This window comes from Coprococcus eutactus (assembly GCF_001404675.1).
Classification (GTDB): domain Bacteria; phylum Bacillota; class Clostridia; order Lachnospirales; family Lachnospiraceae; genus Coprococcus; species Coprococcus aceti.
The window spans coordinates 265,212-287,744 of the sequence record NZ_CYXU01000003.1; the positions used below are offsets into that span (position 1 = coordinate 265,212).

General features: G+C 45.6%; 15 protein-coding genes. 1 reads left to right on the forward strand and 14 read right to left on the reverse strand.

The window, feature by feature from the left end; genetic code table 11:
• Window positions 1-9: 9 nt before the first annotated feature.
• The 12 genes from ARA78_RS08255 to ARA78_RS08310 all read right to left on the reverse strand — a co-directional run bounded on the left by ARA78_RS08255 (window position 10) and on the right by ARA78_RS08310 (window position 14,501).
• Entirely contained in the window at window positions 10-930 is a 921-nt protein-coding gene (locus ARA78_RS08255; RefSeq protein ID WP_055280342.1) for a tRNA1(Val) (adenine(37)-N6)-methyltransferase, read from the reverse strand.
• Window positions 905-1,813, reverse strand: coding sequence for a PSP1 domain-containing protein (locus tag ARA78_RS08260; protein ID WP_015534368.1), 909 nt, complete (start codon window positions 1,811-1,813; stop codon window positions 905-907). Before ARA78_RS08260 ends, ARA78_RS08255 begins: the two co-directional genes overlap by 26 nt.
• A complete protein-coding gene (locus ARA78_RS08265) occupies window positions 1,813-2,805 on the reverse strand; it encodes an ATP-binding protein (protein ID WP_015534369.1) in 993 nt (330 codons plus the stop codon). The genes ARA78_RS08260 and ARA78_RS08265 overlap by 1 nt, the downstream gene beginning before the upstream one ends.
• 69 nt (window positions 2,806-2,874) lie before the next feature.
• Window positions 2,875-3,498 carry a dTMP kinase gene (gene tmk, locus ARA78_RS08270; RefSeq protein WP_055146089.1) on the reverse strand — a complete coding sequence of 208 codons (624 nt, stop codon included), beginning with the start codon at window positions 3,496-3,498 and terminating at the stop codon, window positions 2,875-2,877.
• A 94-nt stretch (window positions 3,499-3,592) separates the two neighbouring features.
• Window positions 3,593-5,239 carry an aminotransferase class I/II-fold pyridoxal phosphate-dependent enzyme gene (locus ARA78_RS08275; protein WP_055280343.1) on the reverse strand — a complete coding sequence of 549 codons (1,647 nt, stop codon included), beginning with the start codon at window positions 5,237-5,239 and terminating at the stop codon, window positions 3,593-3,595.
• A 159-nt stretch (window positions 5,240-5,398) separates the two neighbouring features.
• Complete coding sequence (locus ARA78_RS08280) at window positions 5,399-6,427, reverse strand: aldo/keto reductase (RefSeq protein WP_022217435.1); 1,029 nt, start codon at window positions 6,425-6,427, stop codon at window positions 5,399-5,401.
• Window positions 6,428-6,634: 207 nt separating this feature from the next.
• Window positions 6,635-6,817, reverse strand: coding sequence for a response regulator transcription factor (locus ARA78_RS08285; protein WP_055271987.1), 183 nt, complete (start codon window positions 6,815-6,817; stop codon window positions 6,635-6,637).
• Between the two features lie 140 nt (window positions 6,818-6,957).
• The gene (rsmH, locus tag ARA78_RS08290; RefSeq protein ID WP_055280344.1) at window positions 6,958-8,004 is read right to left on the reverse strand and encodes a 16S rRNA (cytosine(1402)-N(4))-methyltransferase RsmH; all 1,047 of its coding nucleotides are present in this window, start codon (window positions 8,002-8,004) and stop codon (window positions 6,958-6,960) included.
• Window positions 8,005-8,238: 234 nt separating this feature from the next.
• Window positions 8,239-9,009: a type I 3-dehydroquinate dehydratase gene (gene aroD, locus ARA78_RS08295; protein ID WP_055280345.1), complete on the reverse strand. Its 771-nt coding sequence runs from the start codon at window positions 9,007-9,009 to the stop codon at window positions 8,239-8,241.
• A 47-nt stretch (window positions 9,010-9,056) separates the two neighbouring features.
• The gene (locus ARA78_RS14100) at window positions 9,057-11,621 is read right to left on the reverse strand and encodes a hypothetical protein (protein WP_055280346.1); all 2,565 of its coding nucleotides are present in this window, start codon (window positions 11,619-11,621) and stop codon (window positions 9,057-9,059) included.
• A gap of 150 nt (window positions 11,622-11,771) precedes the next feature.
• On the reverse strand, window positions 11,772-13,097 hold the full coding sequence (gene hflX / locus ARA78_RS08305) for a GTPase HflX (protein ID WP_015534373.1): 1,326 nt from the start codon (window positions 13,095-13,097) through the stop codon (window positions 11,772-11,774).
• 9 nt (window positions 13,098-13,106) lie between these two features.
• Complete coding sequence (locus ARA78_RS08310; RefSeq protein ID WP_055271990.1) at window positions 13,107-14,501, reverse strand: L,D-transpeptidase family protein; 1,395 nt, start codon at window positions 14,499-14,501, stop codon at window positions 13,107-13,109.
• Between the two features lie 201 nt (window positions 14,502-14,702).
• Here ARA78_RS08310 and ARA78_RS08315 point away from each other — a divergent pair, with 201 nt between their 5' ends.
• A complete protein-coding gene (locus ARA78_RS08315; protein WP_055280347.1) occupies window positions 14,703-16,049 on the forward strand; it encodes an MATE family efflux transporter in 1,347 nt (448 codons plus the stop codon).
• Between the two features lie 95 nt (window positions 16,050-16,144).
• On the opposite strand, the gene ARA78_RS08320 is transcribed toward ARA78_RS08315, so the two are convergent.
• Together ARA78_RS08320 and ARA78_RS08325 are read right to left on the reverse strand one after the other, a co-directional pair.
• Entirely contained in the window at window positions 16,145-20,779 is a 4,635-nt protein-coding gene (locus ARA78_RS08320) for a glycosyl hydrolase (RefSeq protein ID WP_055280348.1), read from the reverse strand.
• Window positions 20,780-21,858: 1,079 nt separating this feature from the next.
• Entirely contained in the window at window positions 21,859-22,527 is a 669-nt protein-coding gene (locus ARA78_RS08325; RefSeq protein WP_055280349.1) for an ABC transporter ATP-binding protein, read from the reverse strand.
• Between the last annotated feature and the right edge of the window lie 6 nt (window positions 22,528-22,533).

Here is a 22,533-nt window from a genome sequence, read left to right on the forward strand (position 1 = left end):
CGTTGCCTGTTACCGCTTTGCACTGCCTTCATACGTCGCCAGCAGCTGCTCCGTATACACTCCCGGAGCCTTGTAGACTATCATAGGCGGATCGATCTTGATCATGGAATTGCCACCCTTCACAGCCTCAACTATCACCATGTTCGGCTCCTTATCTATGTATGGGTGTACGAGCTGCATCCTCTTCGGCTCAAGCCTGTGCTCATGCAGACATTCAAATATCTCAGCAAGCCTGAACGGCTTGTGTATCATATAGAAGCTTCCGCCGGGTTTAAGGGCATACTCTGCCGCCGCCACCACCTGATTCAATGTCACATGTACCTCATGTCTCGCTATGTTCTTAGGTGCATCCGGATTCTCCAGACCGTGACTGCCCTTTATGTATGGCGGATTTGAGGTCACTATGTCAAAGGAGGCCTTCTTGTAGTTACAAGAGACCTCCTTTATATCTCCGTTATCTATTCGCACTAAACCGTCAAGCCCATTGAGGCTCACGCTCCTTGCCGCCATGTCCGCACATGCAGACTGAAGCTCTATGCCTATAAACCGTGCTCCATCTGCCATTTTACCGCTAGGCTGCTGATTCACCCCTGCATCCGAATTAGTAACTCCATCTACGGCAATACAATCATGTGAGGATCTACAAGCATCAGCATTCAAACCAGCAAGTCTCTCTTCACGGGTAAGAGCGCCTTCCCCATACTCCTTTGCAGCAAGAAGTATAGGTATGATACCTGTTCCCGTTCCGAGATCCAGATATCTGCCACCGCGCTTAAATCTCACATAGTTTGCCAGCAGCACAGCATCCATCCCAAAGCAGAACATTCCGCTGTTCTGTATGATCTGATAACCCTTGCACTGCAGGTCATCTATCCTCTCACAGGATTTTATAACCACTTCCGGTCTAATCGTCAAATTTGGACTTTCCACCCTTGTCCTCCAATGCCTCAAGTGCCTTGTACTCCTCAGCACTGAGTCTTTCTGAATTCTTTCTTCTCTTAGGCTTGAACTTGAGTTCAGCCACAGGATACTCCATAACTTCCTTGTTGTCATCCTTGTCTGTCACCACGATCTTAACCTTCTGTCGGAGAACGTTCACTGACATGACCTCGCCCTTGTTGCCATCTATGGTCCTGACGAAATCTCCTACATTCGGAAGCTTCTCATTCAGATACTCGTAAGTGTCCTGCTCATGCTTCAGACAGCACATAAGTCTTCCGCACACACCGGATATCTTAGTAGGATTCAGTGACAGGTTCTGCTCCTTTGCCATCTTGATTGATACTGGAACAAACTCCGACAAATGCTTGTTACAGCAGAGCTCCCTTCCACATATGCCGATTCCGCCAACCATCTTGGTCTCATCGCGGACACCGATCTGTCTGAGCTCTATTCTTGTCTTGAACACAGATGCCAGATCCTTTACTAGCTCTCGGAAATCGATTCTCCTGTCTGCTGTGAAGTAGAACAGCACCTTATTGTTGTCAAATGTATACTCAGCCTCGATGAGCTTCATGTCCAGCTTATGCTTTGCGATCTTCTCAAGACATATGCCAAATGCTCTCTTGCTCTTCTTCTTGTTATCCTCGTATCTTCTGGTGTCATCCTCTGTGGCAATTCTTATGATCGGCTTGAGTGACGCCGTTATCTTGCCCTCTTCTACCTCTCGTCTTCCCAGAACCACTTTGCCGTACTCCACACCCCTTGCGGTCTCGACAATGACAAAACTGCCGGCCTCGACCTCAAAGTTCTGTGGATCAAAATAATATATCTTACCGTTTGGTCTGAAACGAACTCCTATAATCTCTTTCATTAACAATTCTCCTTCATGGTTAGGAGCATAAGCTCCATGACAATGTCAAAGCTGACATTCGCCTCAAGTCTGACCTTGGCCTTGTCCATAGACTTGAGTACCTTTTCTATACCCTCATAGCTGATGTGTGAGGACTGCTTTCTTATATCAGAATAATACTCCTTGAACATCAACCGGCCCGGGTTATTGGACACCTTAAGCATAAGAATGTCCCTGTACCACATCATCATCAAATCGATGTAGTCACTTACCTTGAGCTTGTACAGCTCCATATTCTTAATGGCAAATATCATGTCATCAACCGACATATCACTTATATGTCTCATGAACTTCACCACATTTTCCTTGATCTCCTTGTACTCATCACTAGTTGCAAGCCTGATGGCCTTTCCCAGATTGCCCTGGGCAAAATCCATACAGAAGTCAGCCTTCTGCTTGTCCAGCTTCAGCTCATTCATGAGATAATCAAGTATATCATGTTCCCTGACAGGCTTCACATTCAGCACTATACATCTGGACTGTATAGTCTGAAGCATCTTATCAAGATTGTTGGTGAGCAGTATGATTATTGCATAGGACGGAGCTTCCTCGATTGTCTTTAACAAAGCGTTCTGTGCATTCACATTCAGAAGCTGTGCATCCTCTATAACATATATCTTATATCTGCTGCTATAAGGCTTGATATCAATATCAGAATTCACCTGATCACGTATCTCTTCAACCGAGATCACATTTGGCTTGTCGTGGGTCACCCACACGATATCAGGCTGATTTCCCGTCTCACACTGAAGACATGACTTACAATGATTACATGGCTCTGTACCGCCCTCCTCACACTGGAGAGTCTTGACCAACGCCCTGGTAAGGGTCTTTTTTCCACTTCCTGTCTCGCCATTGATGATGTAGCCCTGGGATATCTTACCCAGCTCAATGCTGCTCTTGAAGTGGCGTATTATGTCCTCATGTCCGATTATGTCTGTGAAATCTATCATATATACCAACCCCCTTACAATTAATTTTTTCTGTATGTCTATTCTGACCTTCTCCAAAATCAAAATATATTAAAGATTAAGTTTCTTCTCTACATACCCTACTATTATACCATGAATCTCATCAATAGGTAAAGTAGCGTCTATCTTCACTATTCTCTCAGTGTGCATATCCGCAAGCATGCGGTATCCATCCACGACCTTCTGATGGAACTCCATTTTTTCATTCTCCATTCTGTCAAGTTCAGCCTGGTTCTTCTTTCTGGATATTCCCTCCTGGGCGTCAAGATCCATGAGGAATGTCATATCCGGCATGATTCCCTGAAGTGCAAATTCATTTACCTTATACACCGTGTCAACTCCGAGTCCTCTTCCGATTCCCTGATACACAGCGGATGAGTCCACAAATCTGTCTGCAATCACCGCCTGACCGGCATCCAGTGCAGGCTTGATATTCTCTTTCACAAGCTGGGCTCTCGCCGAAGCATACAGAAGCAGCTCAGTCATATATCCCATCTCTGTAAAATCCTTGTTCAATATAACCTCGCGGATCGCCTCACTTATGGGATTTCCCCCCGGATCTCTGGTTATCAGCACGTCATAGCCTTTCTTCTCCAGATATTCCTTAAGCAGCTCCCTCTGTGTGGTCTTGCCCGCTCCGTCCGGGCCCTCTATAGTTATAAATATTCCTTTCATATCCTAACCCTGCCATATGCTGTTCCTGCACATGTACACCTTTCATATTTATATTGTGATTCTTATCAAACCTTCCAGATCATAATGCTACATATCATTCTCCGCACAGCACTTTGATATAACCGTCATTGACTCCTGCCACATTAAGTCCGCTGTCTATCATGGACTTTATTCCGTTCACCGCCTGCCGGTCAACGACCTCTCCCGGCGCCAGCACAGGTATTCCCGGCGGATATGCATATACAAATGCCCCCGACACCTTTCCAGCCGCACCCTCAATCGGCACGCTCTCCACTGGTCTGTCCCACGCGGTTCCCGGCGGCATAGCTGACCTTCTGCCGGATATGATATCCAGCTCCTGCCGGTCTGTTTTATCCGGCTCATAGCCAAGGTTCCCGTCTATCTCAGCCACCGCATTAAATAGTATATCATAACTGTCTGCACTGTCCACAACAGATGATATACAAATGACATAACTCACCGATGCCATCTCAACAATCAACCCATACCTGTCCGCCAGAATTTCAGCAAGCATAACCCCTGTAAATTTCTGTCCCGACTCGTCTACAGTTCCCGGTCTCACGACAAATACCAGCCTGCCCTCATCACGGTCGAACACTTTACACGCATTACAGATCTCATCATTTTTCACTGAGGAAGCATCAGGTCTGAACAGCCGTATATTTCTGAGCCCATCACATTTCCCGGCAAATGCCTCAAGCCTCCGCCCATACCTGGCAAATCCATCTCTGTTATTTGCGCCAAATGCAACTGCCTTCTCCATGCTCTGCATAAATATATATGAAGGCGAAGATGTCTGGAATATCTGCAGATATCTTCTAACCCTCTCATCAAGCTCAGGATTCATCACATGAAGAAGTGATGTCTGTGTGAGTGCCGGCATGGTCTTGTGCAGGCTCTCGATGACAATATCCGCGCCCTGCTGCATGGCGGTCTCATGTCCTTCCATGAAGTTCAGATGTGCTCCCTGTGCCTCGTCCACAATGAGATATATTCCATACCTGTGTACTATCCCGGCTATGGTCCTTATATCAGATATGACACCCTCATATGTCGGCGATGTGATTATCACCGCTCTTGGCTTTCTGCCATCTGCTACCAATTCCTTAAGAGCAAGCTCCAACTTATCCGGTGATATGTCACCCAGTATGTCTGTCCTCTCTGACATTTCACGATCATCTTCATCGCCTGGAGCCATCATTTCCGATATTTCGCAGTCATCTTCTCCATCATCTGACATTCCATTCGATATTGCTCCGACTTCATTCTGACCCACACCGTCAGGCCAGCTCATACTCACATAATCCGGCACTATATACTCGGGCTCAAGCTCCAACATACAGATAGCGTTGTACACCGCCTTATGGCAGTTTCTTGCCGCAAGTATCACGTCTCCCCTGTGACAGGTGGCGTGTATAGCTGTCATAAGTCCGGATGTGGAACCGTTCACCAGCATATATGTTGCAAATGTTCCATACACCTTCTTCATCTCGGCAATACTATCCGCTATGAACATCTCCGGCTCATGCATGTCATCAAGATCTTTAGCCTCAGTGAAATCATGTGCATACACCCCGTTCCAGAAGTTTTCCCGGGATTTTGAAATGTTATCAACATTTTGGACGGCTTCTATCGGCTGTCTCTTGTGCCCAGGCATGTGCCACGGGTATGTACCCTTCTCTATATATTTTTCAAGTGCTTCATTTATATATTCCTTCACCAGTTTTTCTCCGTAACATAGATTCTGTGTGATATAATACCATACTTTTATGTATTTGTAACAGCACAGACTTCTCCCAACGTCTGCACAGATATAAAAAACAGGAGAAGCTCTATCCGGCTTCTCCTGCGAGGGGGTATAAAAAAAGTTTTGCCTATTTTATGATCTTTCAAATGCTGCAACGGCATCCTCGATCTTCTGTAATTCGTCATCGGTCATGACTGTATGTGCCTGCTTTTCAACAGCCTTGAGATTGCTGATGATCTGCTCAGGCTTTGAAGCACCGATCAGCACTGTTGTGACCTCCGGCTTGTTCAGCAGCCATGCGATGGCAAGCTCTGATAGCTTCATATCATATCCGGCTGCGATCTCATTTAACTGGTTGAGGAGAGGTCTAGTTTCAAGCACCTGATCCTCATGAAGGAATCTTCCGTCCTTCACTGCCCTGCTGTCCGCCGGCATATCCTTCAGATATCTGTCTGTCAGCATTCCCTGTGCCAGAGGCGAGAAGCATATGAGTCCCTTGCCTGATGCGTATGTCTGCTTCAGAAGCCCATTGTTCTCGACAGATCTGTCCAGTATGCTGTATCTGTTCTGATTTATCACAAATGGCACATGAAGCTCATCAAGTATGCGCTCCGCCTTTGCCATGGTAGGTCCGTCATAGTTGGAGAGTCCGACATAAAGTGCCTTTCCACTCTTCACTATCTGCGCCAATGCTCCCATGGTCTCCTCGAGTGGAGTGTTCGGATCCATTCTGTGATGATAGAATATATCCACATATGGGATGCCAAGTCTTTTAAGGCTCTGGTCAAGACTTGCTATGAGATATTTTCTGCTGCCCCAGTTGCCGTAAGGGCCTTCCCACATATCGAATCCGGCCTTAGTGCTGATTATCAGCTCATCCCTGTACGCACCCAGTTCCTCTCTGAGTATCTTTCCAAAGTTCTCCTCTGCACTTCCGTACACCGGGCCATAGTTGTTTGCTATATCAAAATGTGTTATTCCGTTGTCAAATGCGGTAAAGCACATCTTCTTCATATTCTCGTAATCGTCATTTGTTCCAAAGTTGTGCCAGAGTCCAAGTGCCAGAGGCGGCATCATAAGACCACTCTTGCCGCAATGTCTGTAAAATCCTGTTCCCTCAACATTCTTATATCTATTCTCTGCTGCCTTATAATCTCCCATATTGATACCTCTCTTAAAATTATCCTTACGATGTTTTCTTTTTATATATGCAAGTTATCACTACATTTTGAAGTATATCATACCGATTACATCAAAAAAATATGAATATTTTTGTATTATATATGAAAATTTTATTATGATTTCTATAAATGTTCTGCCTAAATTATCCTGGACATTTTTACTATCCTCTATATGCCTGTTACGCATTTACTGGGAGCTTATCAACACCGAAAAAAGATCATACTGATCCTCATAGAGCATTTCCTCTGCCTGTATGCCATCACAGGCGCAGCTCACATTCATCTCACTTGCCTCAACTCCTGTGAAATAGTCAGCCACAGCCTCCCTTATGTCGTGGTCATCCTCCACCAGAAGAACCTTGTATCCCATCTCTGTACCTCCGTCCTAAAATAAACATCGTCCCTTCTCATTCGTCCAGCCACAAAACATCTGAAACATATGTCCAAAAGGCGACATCCCCTGTCATCATATTAACATGATATACAGACGATGTCGCCTTTCTGTGTCCTTTATTCTGTTTTTACAGCCCATCTCATCTTCGTCGATCTTGCCCTCGGATTGCGGGCGCACTCCTCCGCTGACGGTCTGATGACATCCTTGCTGACTTCGCTGTAAACACCAGCCTTTGCCCCAGCCTTGAACGCCCTCTTCACAAGCCGGTCCTCTCCGGAATGGAACGTAAGTATGGCAACTCTGCCACCTGGTCTGAGCGCATCCGGCAGCTTGTCAAGGAAATCATACAGAACCTCAAACTCACTGTTCACATCTATTCTCAGAGCCTGAAAACACCTCTGACAGGATTTCTTCACAGTCTCTTTCCGCTCGTTCTCTGGCACAAATGAGAGAGCCTCTTCAATAACTTCCTTCATCTGCGTGGTGGTCTCCACATAATTCTTAGTGCGGTTTCTCTTCATGATGACCGTGGCTATTTCCTCAGCGTATGGCTCATCCGAGTTCTCCTGGAACATTCCCACAAGCTCCTCGTATGATACCTCTCTCAGGCGTTCCGCCGCCGACTCACCCTTCTCCGGGTCGAGTCTCAGATCAAGTGGTCCATCAAATTTGTAGGTAAATCCCCTGTCCGGGTTATCGATCTGCATTGATGACACACCCAGATCCGCCAGAATAAAATCAAAGCCTCCTGCTTCTTCCGCCACCTGGTCTATGTTCCTGAAATTTGTCTGCTTTATCGTGAGTATGTCCTCTCCATAACCGGCATCCGCCAGTCTCTGCTTCGTCTTCACTATCTCTATCGGATCAACGTCCAGTGCATACATATGCCCTTTTCCCTGAAGCTTCTCAAGCATGCGCCTTGTGTGTCCGCCGTAGCCAAGCGTCGCATCAAGCCCCTGCTGTCCCGGCTGTATCTGCAGGAAATCCAGTATCTCATTTACACATATTGAAATGTGCATTCCCGCCGGAGTACTTCCCTTGCTTATGACCTTCTCTATAGTATCGGCATATTTCTCCGGATCATGCTCCTTGTATTTCTCCTCAAACCTCTTCGGATGAGTGCCACTGTAGTGGACTCTCCTCTTGTGTATCTTTTCTTCCATTATATTCTTATCTCCTTAACCTTCTCCGTCTGCCGCACTCGCCGCCCGGAACATTTATGTCATAATAACACATATCTGCCCAACAAGCCACACACTAGATTTTCTCAAAAAACGAAAGTGGGGACGGAGGTACCTGACCCCTTCTACGAAGTGGAGAATAGGGCATAAAAAACTGGAAGTCCCAGTACTTACCGTGACTTCCAGCATAATATGATCATATACGTATACTCAATGTTATTTTCCTGCTATGATGTGGTGTATCATTGTGAGCTGACTTCTGAGAGCGTCAACCGATATCTGCCCTGGTGCCGACGGAATACCCGCCGTGGCAAATGATACTGTATTGCCATACATCTCGCCTGTGGTTCTCGTCTCCACGCCGAGCTCGCCCATGGATATAACTATGAGCGGAGTCTGATTTCCACACTCCTGAAGCTCCTTTGCCGCCTGCATCATGTCAACGACCTGTGAGCCCTCCTCAGGCATCATGGCTATCTTGGCTATATCTGCACCTGTGAATATGATGGACTTGAATCTGTCAACGATCTGCTCCATCGGTATGGTAGTCTTGAAATCGTGATTTGACACTATGACATACACACCCTTGGAATGAGCCTCCGCTATGACCTCATCCACGATCTCCATGTCGGAGAAATATTCAACATCCACTATATCTATGTACCCACTGTCTATGGCATCCATGAGAAGGTCGCGGTACTGGCTGAGAGTCACCTCCATACAACCTCCCTCGCCCTTTGTTCGGAATGTAAATATAATAGGGAACTGCCCCAGCTTATCATGGATCTTCGCCAGAGTCTTCATAAGTGCCTCTCTGTCAAAGCACTGTTCGTACATATCCGCTCTGAATTCTACCATGTCCGGTTCCGACTTCGCTATGATCCTCGACTGATAGTCCACATCATAATCCGTCGGAGCTACCAGAGGTACACAGATCTTAGTCATTCCCTCTCCTATCGCCACATTCTTCACATTAACGACCTTCATCACTGCCTCCTGCCTTTTTCACATTTTCCCTGCACGCTGTACAGCTATTACTTTATCTCAATTGCATCCATGAATGTCTCACACAGCTTCTGTGCGTCAACCTTGTCGACCTTATCCCAGTAGCTGATAGAACATGTAACTACATCCTCGCCTGTAGGATATACCAACAGCACCTCTGTTCTGTCCATATCATATGATGTGAGCTGTATCACAAGATATGTTACCTCTGTGCCGTCCTTTGCCTTCACTGTGCCATCTGTCATCTCGTTGACCTTGGAGTTCTCATCGTTGTAATACTCTGTGTAAGTATCCTTCATGTTCTTCACAAGATCACTTGCTGAATAGTGTGTATATGTAGAATAGCTTGCATATACATCGCCCTTCTCATCATTATAAGATATGGTATACTCTGAAGCATAGCTTCTCTCGTATCCCTTTGGATCATTGATCTTTACTGACTTATCGCCAAGGCTTAATGTAACCTTTGAAAGGTCTTCCTCCTCTGTGCTGTCATTTGACTTCTCTGTGGTTGCTTTCTCTGTTGTAGCTGCCTCTGTTGTCTCAGGCTCTTCCTCCTCAGTATCCTTTGAGTCGGTGCCGAACTTTCCGTCAAGTCTGCTGTCAACACTTACTGAGTCAAATATCTCGCTCCATGCTGATACGATCTTTTCCATCTTATCCATGTTGATGTACTGATCTACATCATCACTGTTGAGAACTGAGTAATCAACCACATCTCCTGCTGCAGGAGCCTCTATCTTGTTGTCCTTCTCTGCTACCTTGAGATTTCCTGAGCACTGAAGAACATCCTCGCCTGATACTGTAACTGTGAGCTTTGCATCGTTTATGCTGAATGACTCGCCCTTCTTGACATCTGCAAGGACACCCTCAAATGCAGCCTGAGCAGTCTCACCCTGTACATCAACAGATATGCTTCCACTCATCTTACCGCTGTTCTTGTCATAGTCTGATGTCACATTTCCTGTGAACTCCTGGCTCTCTCCGCCGCTCATTGCTGATAATGTGTACTTCTTGTCAGTTGATATCTTATCTCCTGATGTGTCAGTCTTTGACTCACTCTTGAGCTCTATATTTACATCTGAACCGTATGTAAGTGCTATCTTTGTTACAGCATCTGATGTGACATTTCCGTCACCCATGTAATCTGCTGTGAATGAAATCTTAACGCCTGCTGCTGCAAGATCATAATCCCAGTCAACACGGATCACCTTGTCGTTTTCTACGTATACATTTGCAACGGCATCCTTTGTCATTACTGCGCTGACCAGAGATGGAATAGTGCCGATGGACTGCTTGAGCTGATCCTTTGTAACACCCATCTGATCCATCATATCATCTGACAGATTGCTGTCCATGTACTTGTTCAGACAGTCAACCAGTGCCTGTGAGAACTCATCTATAGCGTCTGTTGTGATTGTCACTGTGTAGTGGTCTGCCTTGATAGTCTTGCCATTTGCATTTGTAAACTCATCCTTGCCGACCTTCTCATATGTTATGGACTCTGCAAGCTTATCTGCAGCCGGCTTGAGATCCTCATCTATGATCTTCTGAAGAGCCTCGCTGTCAACTGAACCGCCGGCTCCCGCATCCTTGCTGTCGAGCTCTGCCATAACACTGTTCATGTCAAATGAAAATGTCTTGGTAAAGAGATCAGGACATGACATATAGAGCGTCTGACCGATCATTACAACATCCGCACTGACTGTCTCGCCTGCCAGTGTCATGGAAGAATCAAGCTTGAAGCTGTTCTGTCCGTCGCTCTTGGCTGTGCTTGCGTCAAATGTAAATGTTGAACCGTCGAGCTTACCATCTCCGGCAACCTTGTCGATGGTAAAATCTGACTGAACGTCCAGCTTGTCGACATCTATGTCATCTGCTCCGACGATACCCACAATATTATTGTTCTCAAGTTCCTTTGCTGTGTTCTCCATCGCGTCCTTAACCGCATCCTTAGGACTCTTCTTGATGAACACGAAGAATACAACAACAAATGCTGCTATGATAACAAGCGCTGCCACAACTGCTATTATGGCTATCTTGATACCCTTTCTCTTCTTTGGAGACTCAGGCTTGTGCGCCTGATCACCATACATGTTCACGGTCTGATCATATACACTCTGCTGTGCATTCATCTGCTGACCGTACTGATCTGCAAACTGCTGATTTGCATCGTACTGCTGCTGGCCATACTGTCCTGCGTACTGCTGGTTTGCTCCATACTGCTGCTGGCCGTACTGTCCTGCGTACTGCTGGTTTGCTCCATACTGCTGCTGGCCGTACTGTCCTGCGTACTGCTGGTTTGCTCCATACTGCTGCTGGCCGTACTGTCCTGCGTACTGCTGGTTTGCTCCATACTGCTGCTGGCCGTACTGTCCTGCGTACTGCTGGTTTGCTCCGTACTGCTGCTGGCCGTACTGTCCTGCATACTGCTGGTTTGCTCCGTACTGCTGCTGACCATACTGTCCTGCATACTGCTGGTCTGCGCTATACTGCTGACCCGCATCACCCTGCTGATTCTGTGATGGCTGTGGACCATCGGCGCCGTTAGGATTCATTCCGTCCGGCATCTGATTCATGTTATTATCACTCATAATATCTCCCTTTCTGTGTGAATAACCATTATCCTTCCTCTGTAAATTTACACAAATACTTATAAAATGTAAACATTTTTTATTATCTCTTCATATTATGTAAGCAATGTGAAATGGCACGTTAACGCCTGATACGCCACATTGCTAGCACTAAAAATCAGCTTCATCGTCGAAACTGAGTCCAAGTTTTCCAAGTATTGACTTTGGAACATAAGCTTCTATAAATATGCCATCGTCCAGATATTCCTCTGTCTGGATCTCACCGTATTTGTGTATAAGTCCTGTGAGCCCTGCTTCAGAATATGCAAATGTATGCCTTATATATGACTTCTGATTTCTAAGTATTTCCTCTATCGCATTGGCAAGCTCCGGGAGTCCCTGTCCCGTGGCAGCCGAGATATACAGAGTCTTGTCCGCTCTCAGATCGCGCACACCCACCAGATCATCCTTTGATATTCTGTCTATCTTGTTGAATACAGTTATCACAGGTTTTCCCGAATTCTCATCTATCTTGAGCTGCTTTAATGTGCCGTACACTGTCTCTATGTTCTTATCCCAGTTTTCATCCGATGCGTCCACAACATGAAGGATGACATCACAGTATTTTGCCTCCTCCAAAGTGGAGCCAAAGGCCTCGACCAGATGATGCGGCAGCTTCCTTATAAAACCGACCGTATCGGTGAGCAGTATGTTCTGTCCCCCCGGCAGCTTGTATCCTCTTGTCGTAGGATCAAGGGTCGCAAATAATTTGTCTTCCTGTAATACTCCTGCCCCCGTGAGTGCATTCAGCAGGGTCGACTTGCCCGCATTTGTGTATCCGACTATGCCAACAACCGGCACAGCGCTCCTCTGTCTCTGCTTTCTCTGCTGGCTTCTCTGGGATTCAACGTTCCTGAGCTCCGCCTTCAGTCTGGAGATCCTGTCCCTTATGACTCGTCTGTCTATCTCCAGCTTCTTCTCTCCCGGTCCTCTCGTTCCGATTCCACCGCCAAGTCTCGACAATGAATCTCTCATACCAACGAGTCTGGTGGCTCTGAACTTAAGCTGTGCAAGTTCCACCTGCAGCTTGCCCTCGTAGCTTCCAGCATGTGCTGCAAATATATCGAGAATGACCATTGTCCTGTCCATAACCTTTATGTCCAGTGCGTCCTGAAGGTTCATCAACTGTGCCGGTGACAGCTCATCATCACAGCACACTCCTGTGGCGCCCAGCTCATATATCATCTCCCTGAGCTCCTCAACCTTTCCTCTTCCCAGATACAAGTCATTTGCAATGCGGTCCCTGTTCTGCACCAGCCGTCCCACGACCTCGGCTCCGGCTGTGTCTATGAGCTCCGTGAGCTCGTCCAGGGATGCCTGAATCTCCAAGGAGACCTCTTTCTGTGTATATCCACCTGTATCGGCGGCAAATATGATTATCTTTTCTTTTATCTTCTCTGCTTCGAGATCATAAATTGTACTTTTCCTGTCTGCCATGATCCACCTCTACTTTTCAACGGTGACTGTGACTGTGTGATAGGATGATCTGTTGCCGCTGCTGTCCTGCGCACAGCACACAACTGTATAGCTGCCCGCCTTGGACTCCATTTTGTTAACAGCCACACATATAACGTCCTGTCCAAGACTTGTGAGTGCTTGTCCATCCAGAGTCTTGCCATTGCCATCTGTGGCCACTCCTGTCCTTATCAGTGTATCACCATCCTGTGCGTTCACATAAGATGCAACAAGATCTGCAAGCTCATCAGCCTGTCCATTGTAACTCTCCAGCTTTATCTCCACAGGAACCCTTGTTATAACAGGAGCTTCATCATCCTCCACTGTTATCTCGATACTCTTACATATCTCACTGCCCTGATCTGTAAAGCTGTACTTTACTGTATATTTTCCCAGCTTCATATTGTCCACGGTTCCCTCAACCTTCAACTGATCCGTTACATCCTCACGCTGTGAATTGAAGGCCCATATTCCCGCCATTGTGTCATAGTTCTCGCCCTGGTTTATGCTGTGGCTCTCCGCACCGTATATCACGGCTGTTCCTGCGGTCGGATTCTCCTCAACCATGTCTGTCGGATCCCATCCGGTCTCATCAGTGTTATCCAGTCTGGTCACCGGCACAGGTCTTCCCAGCGGGCCATAATAGTCACTGTCAAATATATCAACATATGTTCCAGACTCGCAGTTCTCATATATCCATTTGGTATCTGCAACGCACAGTCTGACGCATCCCAGTGATGCCCCGGTTCCAAGCTTGTTGAATTCCCATGTCTCAAGCGAATCCTTTGTGGTGTCCAGATAAGGCACGGAATGGAACAGGGTGTCGCCATCTATCTGTGACACATACTGGCCATAACAGTTGTCAAACAGTGCAAGCCAGTCCCACTTGAGCTGTATGTTGAACAGTCCGACAGGAGTCTCTCCCACCGGTGATACCGAACAGCGCATTGCCTTTACCGGAACAGTGTAATATCCAGCAGCGTCCAGCTTGTATATAGTAACTATATTTTCCTGTCTGTTTATCTTGATGGCGTATGGACAGCCATTGTCCGCCAGATCCTCGCCATTATAATTCTCTTCCTGCTCAGTCGCCGGAACCGCTATGTCCGTACATTCCACAGTTCCCTGAACCTTGAGTTCCGCAACCTTTTCTGTTGTTGCTGCTGAGGCATCGCCATTCGTATTATCACTGTCCGCCGATGTTCCTGTGGCAACCGAGTCCTTTTCATTATGATTATCCAGTTTGCTCTTAAGTCTGTAGTTTTTCACAGCAAGGCCTATGACCAGTCCAAGCAGAATGACGCCCACTGCGTATAACGCAATTCTCTCGAGCTCCGCATGTCTCTTCCTGTTACGCTTATTTTTTTGTCTGTTATTCTTTTCCATATTTTCCATTTCTTTCTATAATATATGTCAAATGTTAGTATGCACAATCAAGCCATTTTTAATCGTTACACTTTAACATAACATTTTATATAACAAAATAAAACATTTTTCTTTAAAATTAAGCAAAAACCACATTGACTTTATCGCGAACTGTTGTACAATCGAATATCAGGCGAAAAAAATTAAGGAGGTTTATTATATATGAAAGATCTGACAGTCGGAAAGCCAATGAAAGTCATATGGTTATTTGCTGTTCCTATGATACTGGGACAGATCGCACAGCAGTTATACAGTTTTACAGACTCAGCCATCGTGGGCAACTACGTAAGCTCACAGGCACTCGCCGCGGTTGGCGCAACCTCAGTCATTTCGAATATGATAATAGGCTTCCTCAACAGCGGAACCATGGGACTTGCCATTCCTATAGCCAAATACTATGGTGCAAAGGACTATCACAATATGAGAAGATGTATCGGTGCATCGGCCATCATGACACTGCTGGCATCCATTGTCCTGACCGTTCTGAGTCTAATATTTATAAGGCCTATCCTGGTACTTCTCAAAACACCAGACGACATACTGGATATGGCAGCAAGCTACGTTATAATCATAATCGTTGGAATCATATTCTGTTCATTATATAATCTGTGCGCCAACATACTGCGTGCAGTCGGAGACAGCAAGACACCTCTTATATTCCTCGGTATATCAGTTGTACTCAATATCGTTCTGGATCTTATGTTTATAAGGGCATTTGACATGGGAGTACGAGGTGCAGCCATCGCCACCGATATATCACAGGCGCTGGCGGGCATACTTGCCCTGATCTATATACTTGTGAAGGCCAAGCATCTGATTCCGGAGAAGGATGAATACTCCGTAGAGAAGAGTGACCGGTCAGACCTCATACAGTCCGCACTTGCCATGGGATTTATGAGCTGTATAGTGAACATCGGAACGGTCATACTCCAGAGAGCCATCAATGGACTCGGAACTGATATAGTAACCGCCCACACAGCGGCAAGAAAGATATTTGATATCCTCATGTTCATGTTATATATAGTAGGAAATGCCGTGACGACATATGTAAGCCAGAATATGGGCGCAGGCAGATACGACCGGGTACATCAGGGTGTGAGGGCTGCGATCATCATAAACACGATCATCACCACTGTCATGATCCTATTCGGCTGGCTGCTCAGTCCGACACTTATAAAACTGGTTGCAGGTACATCTGCCAGCGCAATCATCGATCCGGCTGTAAGGTACGTAAGGATCGGCGTGACATGCTTCTATGTACTTGGACCTCTGTTCGTCCTGAGATGTGCCATGCAGGGAATGGGCCGGAAGATCGTTCCAGTTATGTCATCCACTATAGAATTGGTTGGAAAGGTACTTGCGGTTATGATACTCACTCCAAGACTTGGATATCTGGGTGTTACCATCACAGAGCCTATCATCTGGTTCTGCTGTACGCTGATGCTCTCTATAATGTATCTCACAACCCCTGTAGAGAAGCTTGTTGAGAAGAGACGTGCTGCAAACTGATATTGCATACAAATATAAACCAACAAATAAAGCCCCACTGCCGGTGGTCTTCATCACCGCCGACAGTGAGGCTCTTTGTATGGCTAAAATGAGTATTACTTCTTATCCTTTTTGATAACGATATAGCCTGCACCAGCCATGATAAGTGATGCTATCATTATCGCAAACATTACGTCTACAGGTGACTTATCTCCTGTATTTACCACGTTCTGTCCATTTCCACCTGTGCTTCCATCCGTTGTTGCTGCTGTGGTAGCCTCAGTTGTCTTGTCGTCATTGCCAGGCTTCTCAGTTGTTGGAGCCTCGGTAGTCTGATCCTCTGTGGTTGGATTCTCTGTGGTTGGATCTTCTGTTGTTGGATCGTCCTTACCCGGATCTGCCTCATCCTTATTTACCAGTGACTTGTCTGTTATTATAAGTCCATTCTTGTCCACTGGATTCTTCTTGAGCATATCATCTGTGAGCTTCACTGCCTGGATTCCATCAAAGTAGATAGTTGAGTCAACTGTCCACTTGCCAGTGTGATCCTCCGGCACGATCGAGTTGCACCATACAGCAAATTTGACTATATCCGATGCATCGAGTGTACCACCCTTCTTACCCTTGAATGAGCTGAATGGAATAGTAACATACTGTGCCTTTGTTCCCTTTACAAAATCTGTGAGGTATACCTCAAATTCCTCGCCGCTTCCATCTGTGATCTGGATCACAAGTTTCTGTCCCATACCGTCCGGCTGTACCCACATCTCAAGCGCATTATACTTTGAGAAATCATTGTTTGTAAGCTCTGACTTAATCCTTCCTGTCCACACCTCTGATCCATTTGTCTCAAGCTTATACTTGAACGCACCGCCGTATGTGCCACCGTTCTTATGTGTCTTGTTAAGAACAAAGCTTGAGCTGCATCCTGCGGCTGAGTTAGATGTGTATGTGGAATCCAGAAGTCCGTCGCTTCCTGAATAGTACTCGAAGTCCTCGATGACATTTGCAGGAGCCTTATCCTTGGCCTTTCCAAGGCTTATGTGTGACAGCTGTGCGAGCTGCTCGCCATCTGCCAAGAGTGTGATGGTTGCTGTATCTGTCTTTCCAAGCTTGCTGAGATTCTTCTCTGTAAGATCAGCCGTGTAAAGTGTTGGCTCTGATCCTGCAGCGGCAATCTCGGCTCCAGCCTCAGCGTTGAGTGTAAGCTTAACATCTGTATCAGGATTGTTGATAATGAACTGAACCTTTGATGCATTCTTAACACCAGCCTTGAGTGTTGTCGCCTTGAGGATGGTATCTCTGTCAAATGGATATACCATGTAACCCATCTGGCCCGTGTATGTATTTGCAGATACTCCTGCAAGGGTTCCCATGTTGTTGTAGAATCCTGTGTCTCCACCAAATATTGATGAGTCGTCGTTATAATACTTTATGAAGTCATTGATAAGCTCCTGTCCATGTGTAGCATCATACTTGTATGGTACATAGAAGTTGCTGTCTCCGAAGTTTGCCCATACAAGGTAGTATGGCATGTTGTTCTTCTTCGCAATGTCGTTGACTTCCTGATACCAGTTCTTTCCTGAAGCCTCTGTTCCAACCGGATTACCCTTTACGAGAAGTCCCTCGTTGTCTGAACCGTCCTTCTTCATGACTCTGACACCGCACTCAGCGATGGCTGGTATCTTGCCTCTCTTTGCAGCTATTGATGACACGATATTACATGTTGTATCAAGACTGTCAAAGAAAGAGTTGTCTGCTGCTGCAGGGTACGAATTGTAATCGTTGTAATAGTCAAATGCAAGGATATCTACATACTCATCGCCTGGATAGTATGACACGTAAGCTGCCTCTGATGTTACAGGTCCGTTTGGCGAGTATACCCAGAGAAGGTTGTGTACACCGCTCTGCTCCATGTAATCCTTGGTATATCTGTAGAGAGACTTGTATGTCTCAGCTGTGTTCATTGATCCCCACCAGAACCAGCTTCCTGTATTCTCGTGGAATGGTCTGATCATGATAGGTATTCCGGCAGCCTGAAGCTGTGATGCGTAGTCTGCGATCACATCGAGGTAAGCTGTAAATACCTCATTGTACTCTCCACCTGGGAGAATCTGCTTTACTATGTCATTTGATAGATCCTTGGACTCTGAGAAATCACATCCGTAGAAACTGTATGTTCCATCCGAGTTCTTCACTATCTTGGAGCTGGAGAAGTTTGGCATATGCATTGACAATGACACGATCGCACCATTTGCCGCTGCAGTCTTGCTGTATGCCACTGAGTTTGCCAGTGCCGAAGCCGCGTCTGAACCGCCTGCCTCCGAGCCTGTAACTGCCAGTGAGTCGATTCCGAACACACCGCTGACCTGTCCAGTCACATCATATACATCACCGAGTGACGCCTGTGGATTTACGCTTCTGCTCACATCATTCTGATGTCCGAACAGAACCTGATCACTATTCATGAGCGTATTCAGGTATGCCGCAAGTGCCTTTGCACTGTCTGCTGCATTCGCATCGCTCACTCTAACTGATGATGGCATCTGTGAAAGATCCGCTGGTGAACCAGCACCAGGAGTCTCTGTTATCTCGACAAAATCCTTTGTTGTATCTGCCTGTGACAGAACAAGATTATCAAGATATACATTGCCCTTAAAGCTTGTGCTGCTTCCTATGATTCCTATTGTCACATCTCTGAGTGGTTTATCTGTAGGAGTAAATCCCATAGTAACTGTAACCTTCTTTAATCCATCTCCGATATCCTCTGCATCATCGTCGATGGTTGTATCTTTATTTATTATTCCATCTGCAAAAAACTTGATCTTGCTTCCCTTGAGCTTTGCCGGGTAGATTATATCCACACTGAGCTGGTTGTACTGGCTCACATCCATAGCCTCTGTAGGAACACACTTAACCTTTGCCTCACTCCATGAGGAAGTTGAATCTGCTGAGTAGTCAACAGAAACCTTAAGTCTCTCATTTGCACTGTCATATGATATGTCAGGTGTGGCATTACCGGCCTTGTTGGCTACATCGCCGTGCTTGTATGCATATCCGGCCTCTGTGCTCCACTTGTCATAATCCTCAGCCGATGAGAGATCTGAGATCACAGCAGGATCTCTCTGCTCAAGTCCGCCGCTGCTCTCCTTAACATCAAGTACCTTAACGTTGCTTATTGTGATCTTGCCAGCATATGCTGAGTTGGAATTGTACTGGAATACGATCTCCTGTACATTTCCCACCTCTGATACATCAAATGCAAATGATATATCGCACTTGCCATCGACAAAGTTCTCAGCCTTGATGAACGGATAGTCGCCTGACTTGACGTAATCCCAGCTGTCGCCTGTCTTCATGGCACATGCAAGCTGGATCGCATTGTATGATCCGTCTGATGCCTCAGCGCCGTCAAGGCCTGATATATCGCCATCAAGTGAAACTGTAGCTGTAAGCTTTGCCTTTGCTCCAACTTTGACATTGTCTACTGTAGGAAGATCTGTATAGCTTTCTGTATCATTGCTGGCAAATGCCTTGTCTGTCCACTTTGCATCGCTCGCGGTGTCAAATACAAGGCTTGCATCTGCGAAGTTCCCAGCCTCTGTCTCAGTTGTAGTCGGCTTCTTGCCACTCTCTACCTTGTCAACTGCAACGCCGCCGATGAGAACCTTTCCTGTAAATGCTGAGTTTGCATTGTACTGGAATACGATCTCCTGAACATCGCCTGCATCCACTCCGTTAAAGTTGAACTCTACGCTGCACTTGCCATCTGTAAAGTTCTCACTCTTTAAGAATGGATAGTCATCTGACTTGACATATGTCCAGCTGTCGCCTGCCTTGATAGCGCAAGCAAGCTGGATCGCATTATATGATCCGTCTGACGCCTCAGCACCGTCAAGGCCTGATATATCGCCATCAAGTGAAACCGTAGCTGTGAGTTTCGCCTTTTCACCTACAGTTGCACCCTCTATTCTCGCCATATCAGCATATGTATCGCTGTCATTGCTGGCGTACGCCTTATCCTTCCATGTCGTATCTGAAGCAGCGTCAAATGTGAGAACTGCATCTGAACTGCTCCATACTGTATTGTCTGTGATCGAAGGTGCTGCCACACCTGTCACATTTCCTGTTGCTGATGATCCGCCACCTGGCTCTTCTCCACCACCAGGCTCCTCTCCTGAATCATCACTCTGAATCTCTACATCAGATATTGATATTGTTCCAGTATATGCAGAGTTTGAATTGTACTGGAATATTATCTCGTTCGCAGCTCCTGTATCCTCCACATCAAATGCAAATGATACCTGTGTCTTGCCATCTGTAAAATTTTCCGCTTTAAGGAATGGATAATCATCAGACTTGGTGTATGTCCATCCATCGCCAGTCTTGATTGCACAGGAAAGCTGGATCGCATTATACGTTCCGTCAGCAGCCTCCGCACCATCCAATCCTGAAAAATCTCCATTAAGTGTTACATTTGCCGTGAGCACAGCCTTTTTACCCACAGACACATCATCGATCCTGCCTAACTCTGGGTATGTACCTTCATCATTGCTGGCATAAATTTTATCTGTCCACTTGGCATCTGCGCCAGTGTCAAATACCAGTTTGTCTGTAGTGATGCTCCACGCCATTTCCGCAGACGGCTCTGCTGCATCAGCTGAGACTATTGCCCCTGCACTTCCCCAGAATGAGCCAACCATTGCAACTGCACATGTCACAGCAACAAGTCTTGTTCTAAATCTCACCATATTTCCTTACCCTTTCTTTTTTGTGATATTCCTCCACTTTACTCACCACGAACAGCCTAATTCGTGATTAATATTTATACATATACTTATATTAACTCATTTTTTAATTGTTGAACATGTCATTAATTACCGAATATTTAAGTTGTTTTTTATTGCTTTTGCACGCCATATTAGTCAATAATTTAAGTTATTTGCAATTAATATTAGTTTCTTGTTGCCGCACGGATTGTTATAGCTCGCAGAGCGGGCAATCAGTGGTTTAACACACGTTGTAATTAATACATAAAAAAGCCAGCTGGCATAATACCAACTGGCTTTATATTAGTTTATTCATTTTTCAAATATTGAAGTATCTAATCAAAATATCTGAATGCTTCCACACATGCCATTAATTCTTCCACTATATTATAAATATCTATGAAAAAATTCGTTGTGCCTAGAGATTAAACTTACCGGAATATAAACTATCAGGGTACGAATTGCATCTACTCATAACATGCACTGCATGAACTTGTATATGTACCAACCTCTTATAAGCACTGGTCTTGCGGTATGTGATATGACCTGATGCCCTTGAAACACCACTCATATCTTGTGTTGTGAACAATCACGATGGATCAAATCTGGTATCAAATACCTGCGTCCTGGCACTTCAATCATGCTATATACAGCATCTACATGTGGACTGATTCAAGATTTATCTTAAAGGCATCTCGTGTGGAAACAACTTCCCAGTTCTGAGTTACCATCATGATAAAAATGTTCTTCAATTGTCTCCAACGGAACCTCCTCCTTTCGTGAACTTGTACCACGGATCTCTGTTTCCTGCGCACCATGTGTAAAGTCTTTTTCACGATTCTATAAATCTCTGAGATAACTTCGTACATGTTACGTGTCACGGGTGACAATCTATGGTGTGCCATCTATATCTTTTTCAAATGGCCGTTCTTTAATGTACTTTTATTATACATGATGCAAGGCAAATCGTCAACATATTTTTTGACAATTTATCAATTTTATTGTCATTGTTGTTGCGTTTTATCATCAAATTGTCTTTTATGTATATAATTGCGCGAATATTATACACATTTCATCTGTCCATCTTCTATCCTTACGATACGATCGGCCTGATCTGCTATATTTCCATCGTGAGTAACCATAATTATAGTCTGTCCATCTTCACTCTGCAGTTCTCTAAGCAGTCTCAGGACTTCTTTTCCTGATTGAGAGTCCAGATTTCCGGTAGGTTCATCGCAGAGCAACACTTTTGGTTTGTGTATGAGCGCTCTGGCTATCGCAACCCTCTGCTGCTGTCCACCGGACAACTGTGACGGATAATGTGTCAGTCTCTCTGAAATTCCAAGTTTTTCAGTAAGCTTATCAAAGTACTCCTCATCTACCTTAACCTTATCTATCATCATTGGCAGGAATATATTTTCCTTTGCTGTCAGCTCTGGCACCAGATTGAAGAACTGGAATACGAAACCTATATTTTTTCTGCGGAATTTTGCAAGCTGTGCATCTGAATATCTGAGTATATCTTCATCATCATAGAATATCTCTCCTTCTGCCTTTGTATCCAGTCCGCCCATCAGATGCAGCAATGTTGACTTTCCACTGCCTGATGTTCCTATAATCGCCGTAAATTTTCCATACTCAAATTCCACGTTACAGTTGCGAAGTGCATGAACAGCATTTGTTCCTTCACCATACGTCTTATTTAAATCCTTTATCTGAATCATATGCATCGTCCC

Bases quoted from the DNA above. Each gene is read 5' to 3' on its own strand.
- aroD (WP_055280345.1), bottom strand. From the start codon at position 9,009: ATGAAGGTCGTTAATGTGAAGAATGTGGCGATAGGAGAGGGAATGACT.
- ARA78_RS08265 (WP_015534369.1), bottom strand. From the start codon at position 2,805: ATGATAGATTTCACAGACATAATCGGACATGAGGACATAATACGCCAC.
- rsmH (WP_055280344.1), bottom strand. From the start codon at position 8,004: ATGGAAGAAAAGATACACAAGAGGAGAGTCCACTACAGTGGCACTCAT.
- ARA78_RS08315 (WP_055280347.1), top strand. From the start codon at position 14,703: ATGAAAGATCTGACAGTCGGAAAGCCAATGAAAGTCATATGGTTATTT.
- ARA78_RS08320 (WP_055280348.1), bottom strand. From the start codon at position 20,779: ATGGTGAGATTTAGAACAAGACTTGTTGCTGTGACATGTGCAGTTGCA.
- ARA78_RS08325 (WP_055280349.1), bottom strand. From the start codon at position 22,527: ATGCATATGATTCAGATAAAGGATTTAAATAAGACGTATGGTGAAGGA.
- ARA78_RS14100 (WP_055280346.1), bottom strand. From the start codon at position 11,621: ATGAGTGATAATAACATGAATCAGATGCCGGACGGAATGAATCCTAAC.
- ARA78_RS08310 (WP_055271990.1), bottom strand. From the start codon at position 14,501: ATGGAAAAGAATAACAGACAAAAAAATAAGCGTAACAGGAAGAGACAT.
- tmk (WP_055146089.1), bottom strand. From the start codon at position 3,498: ATGAAAGGAATATTTATAACTATAGAGGGCCCGGACGGAGCGGGCAAG.
- ARA78_RS08280 (WP_022217435.1), bottom strand. From the start codon at position 6,427: ATGGGAGATTATAAGGCAGCAGAGAATAGATATAAGAATGTTGAGGGA.
- ARA78_RS08285 (WP_055271987.1), bottom strand. From the start codon at position 6,817: ATGGGATACAAGGTTCTTCTGGTGGAGGATGACCACGACATAAGGGAG.
- ARA78_RS08260 (WP_015534368.1), bottom strand. From the start codon at position 1,813: ATGAAAGAGATTATAGGAGTTCGTTTCAGACCAAACGGTAAGATATAT.
- hflX (WP_015534373.1), bottom strand. From the start codon at position 13,097: ATGGCAGACAGGAAAAGTACAATTTATGATCTCGAAGCAGAGAAGATA.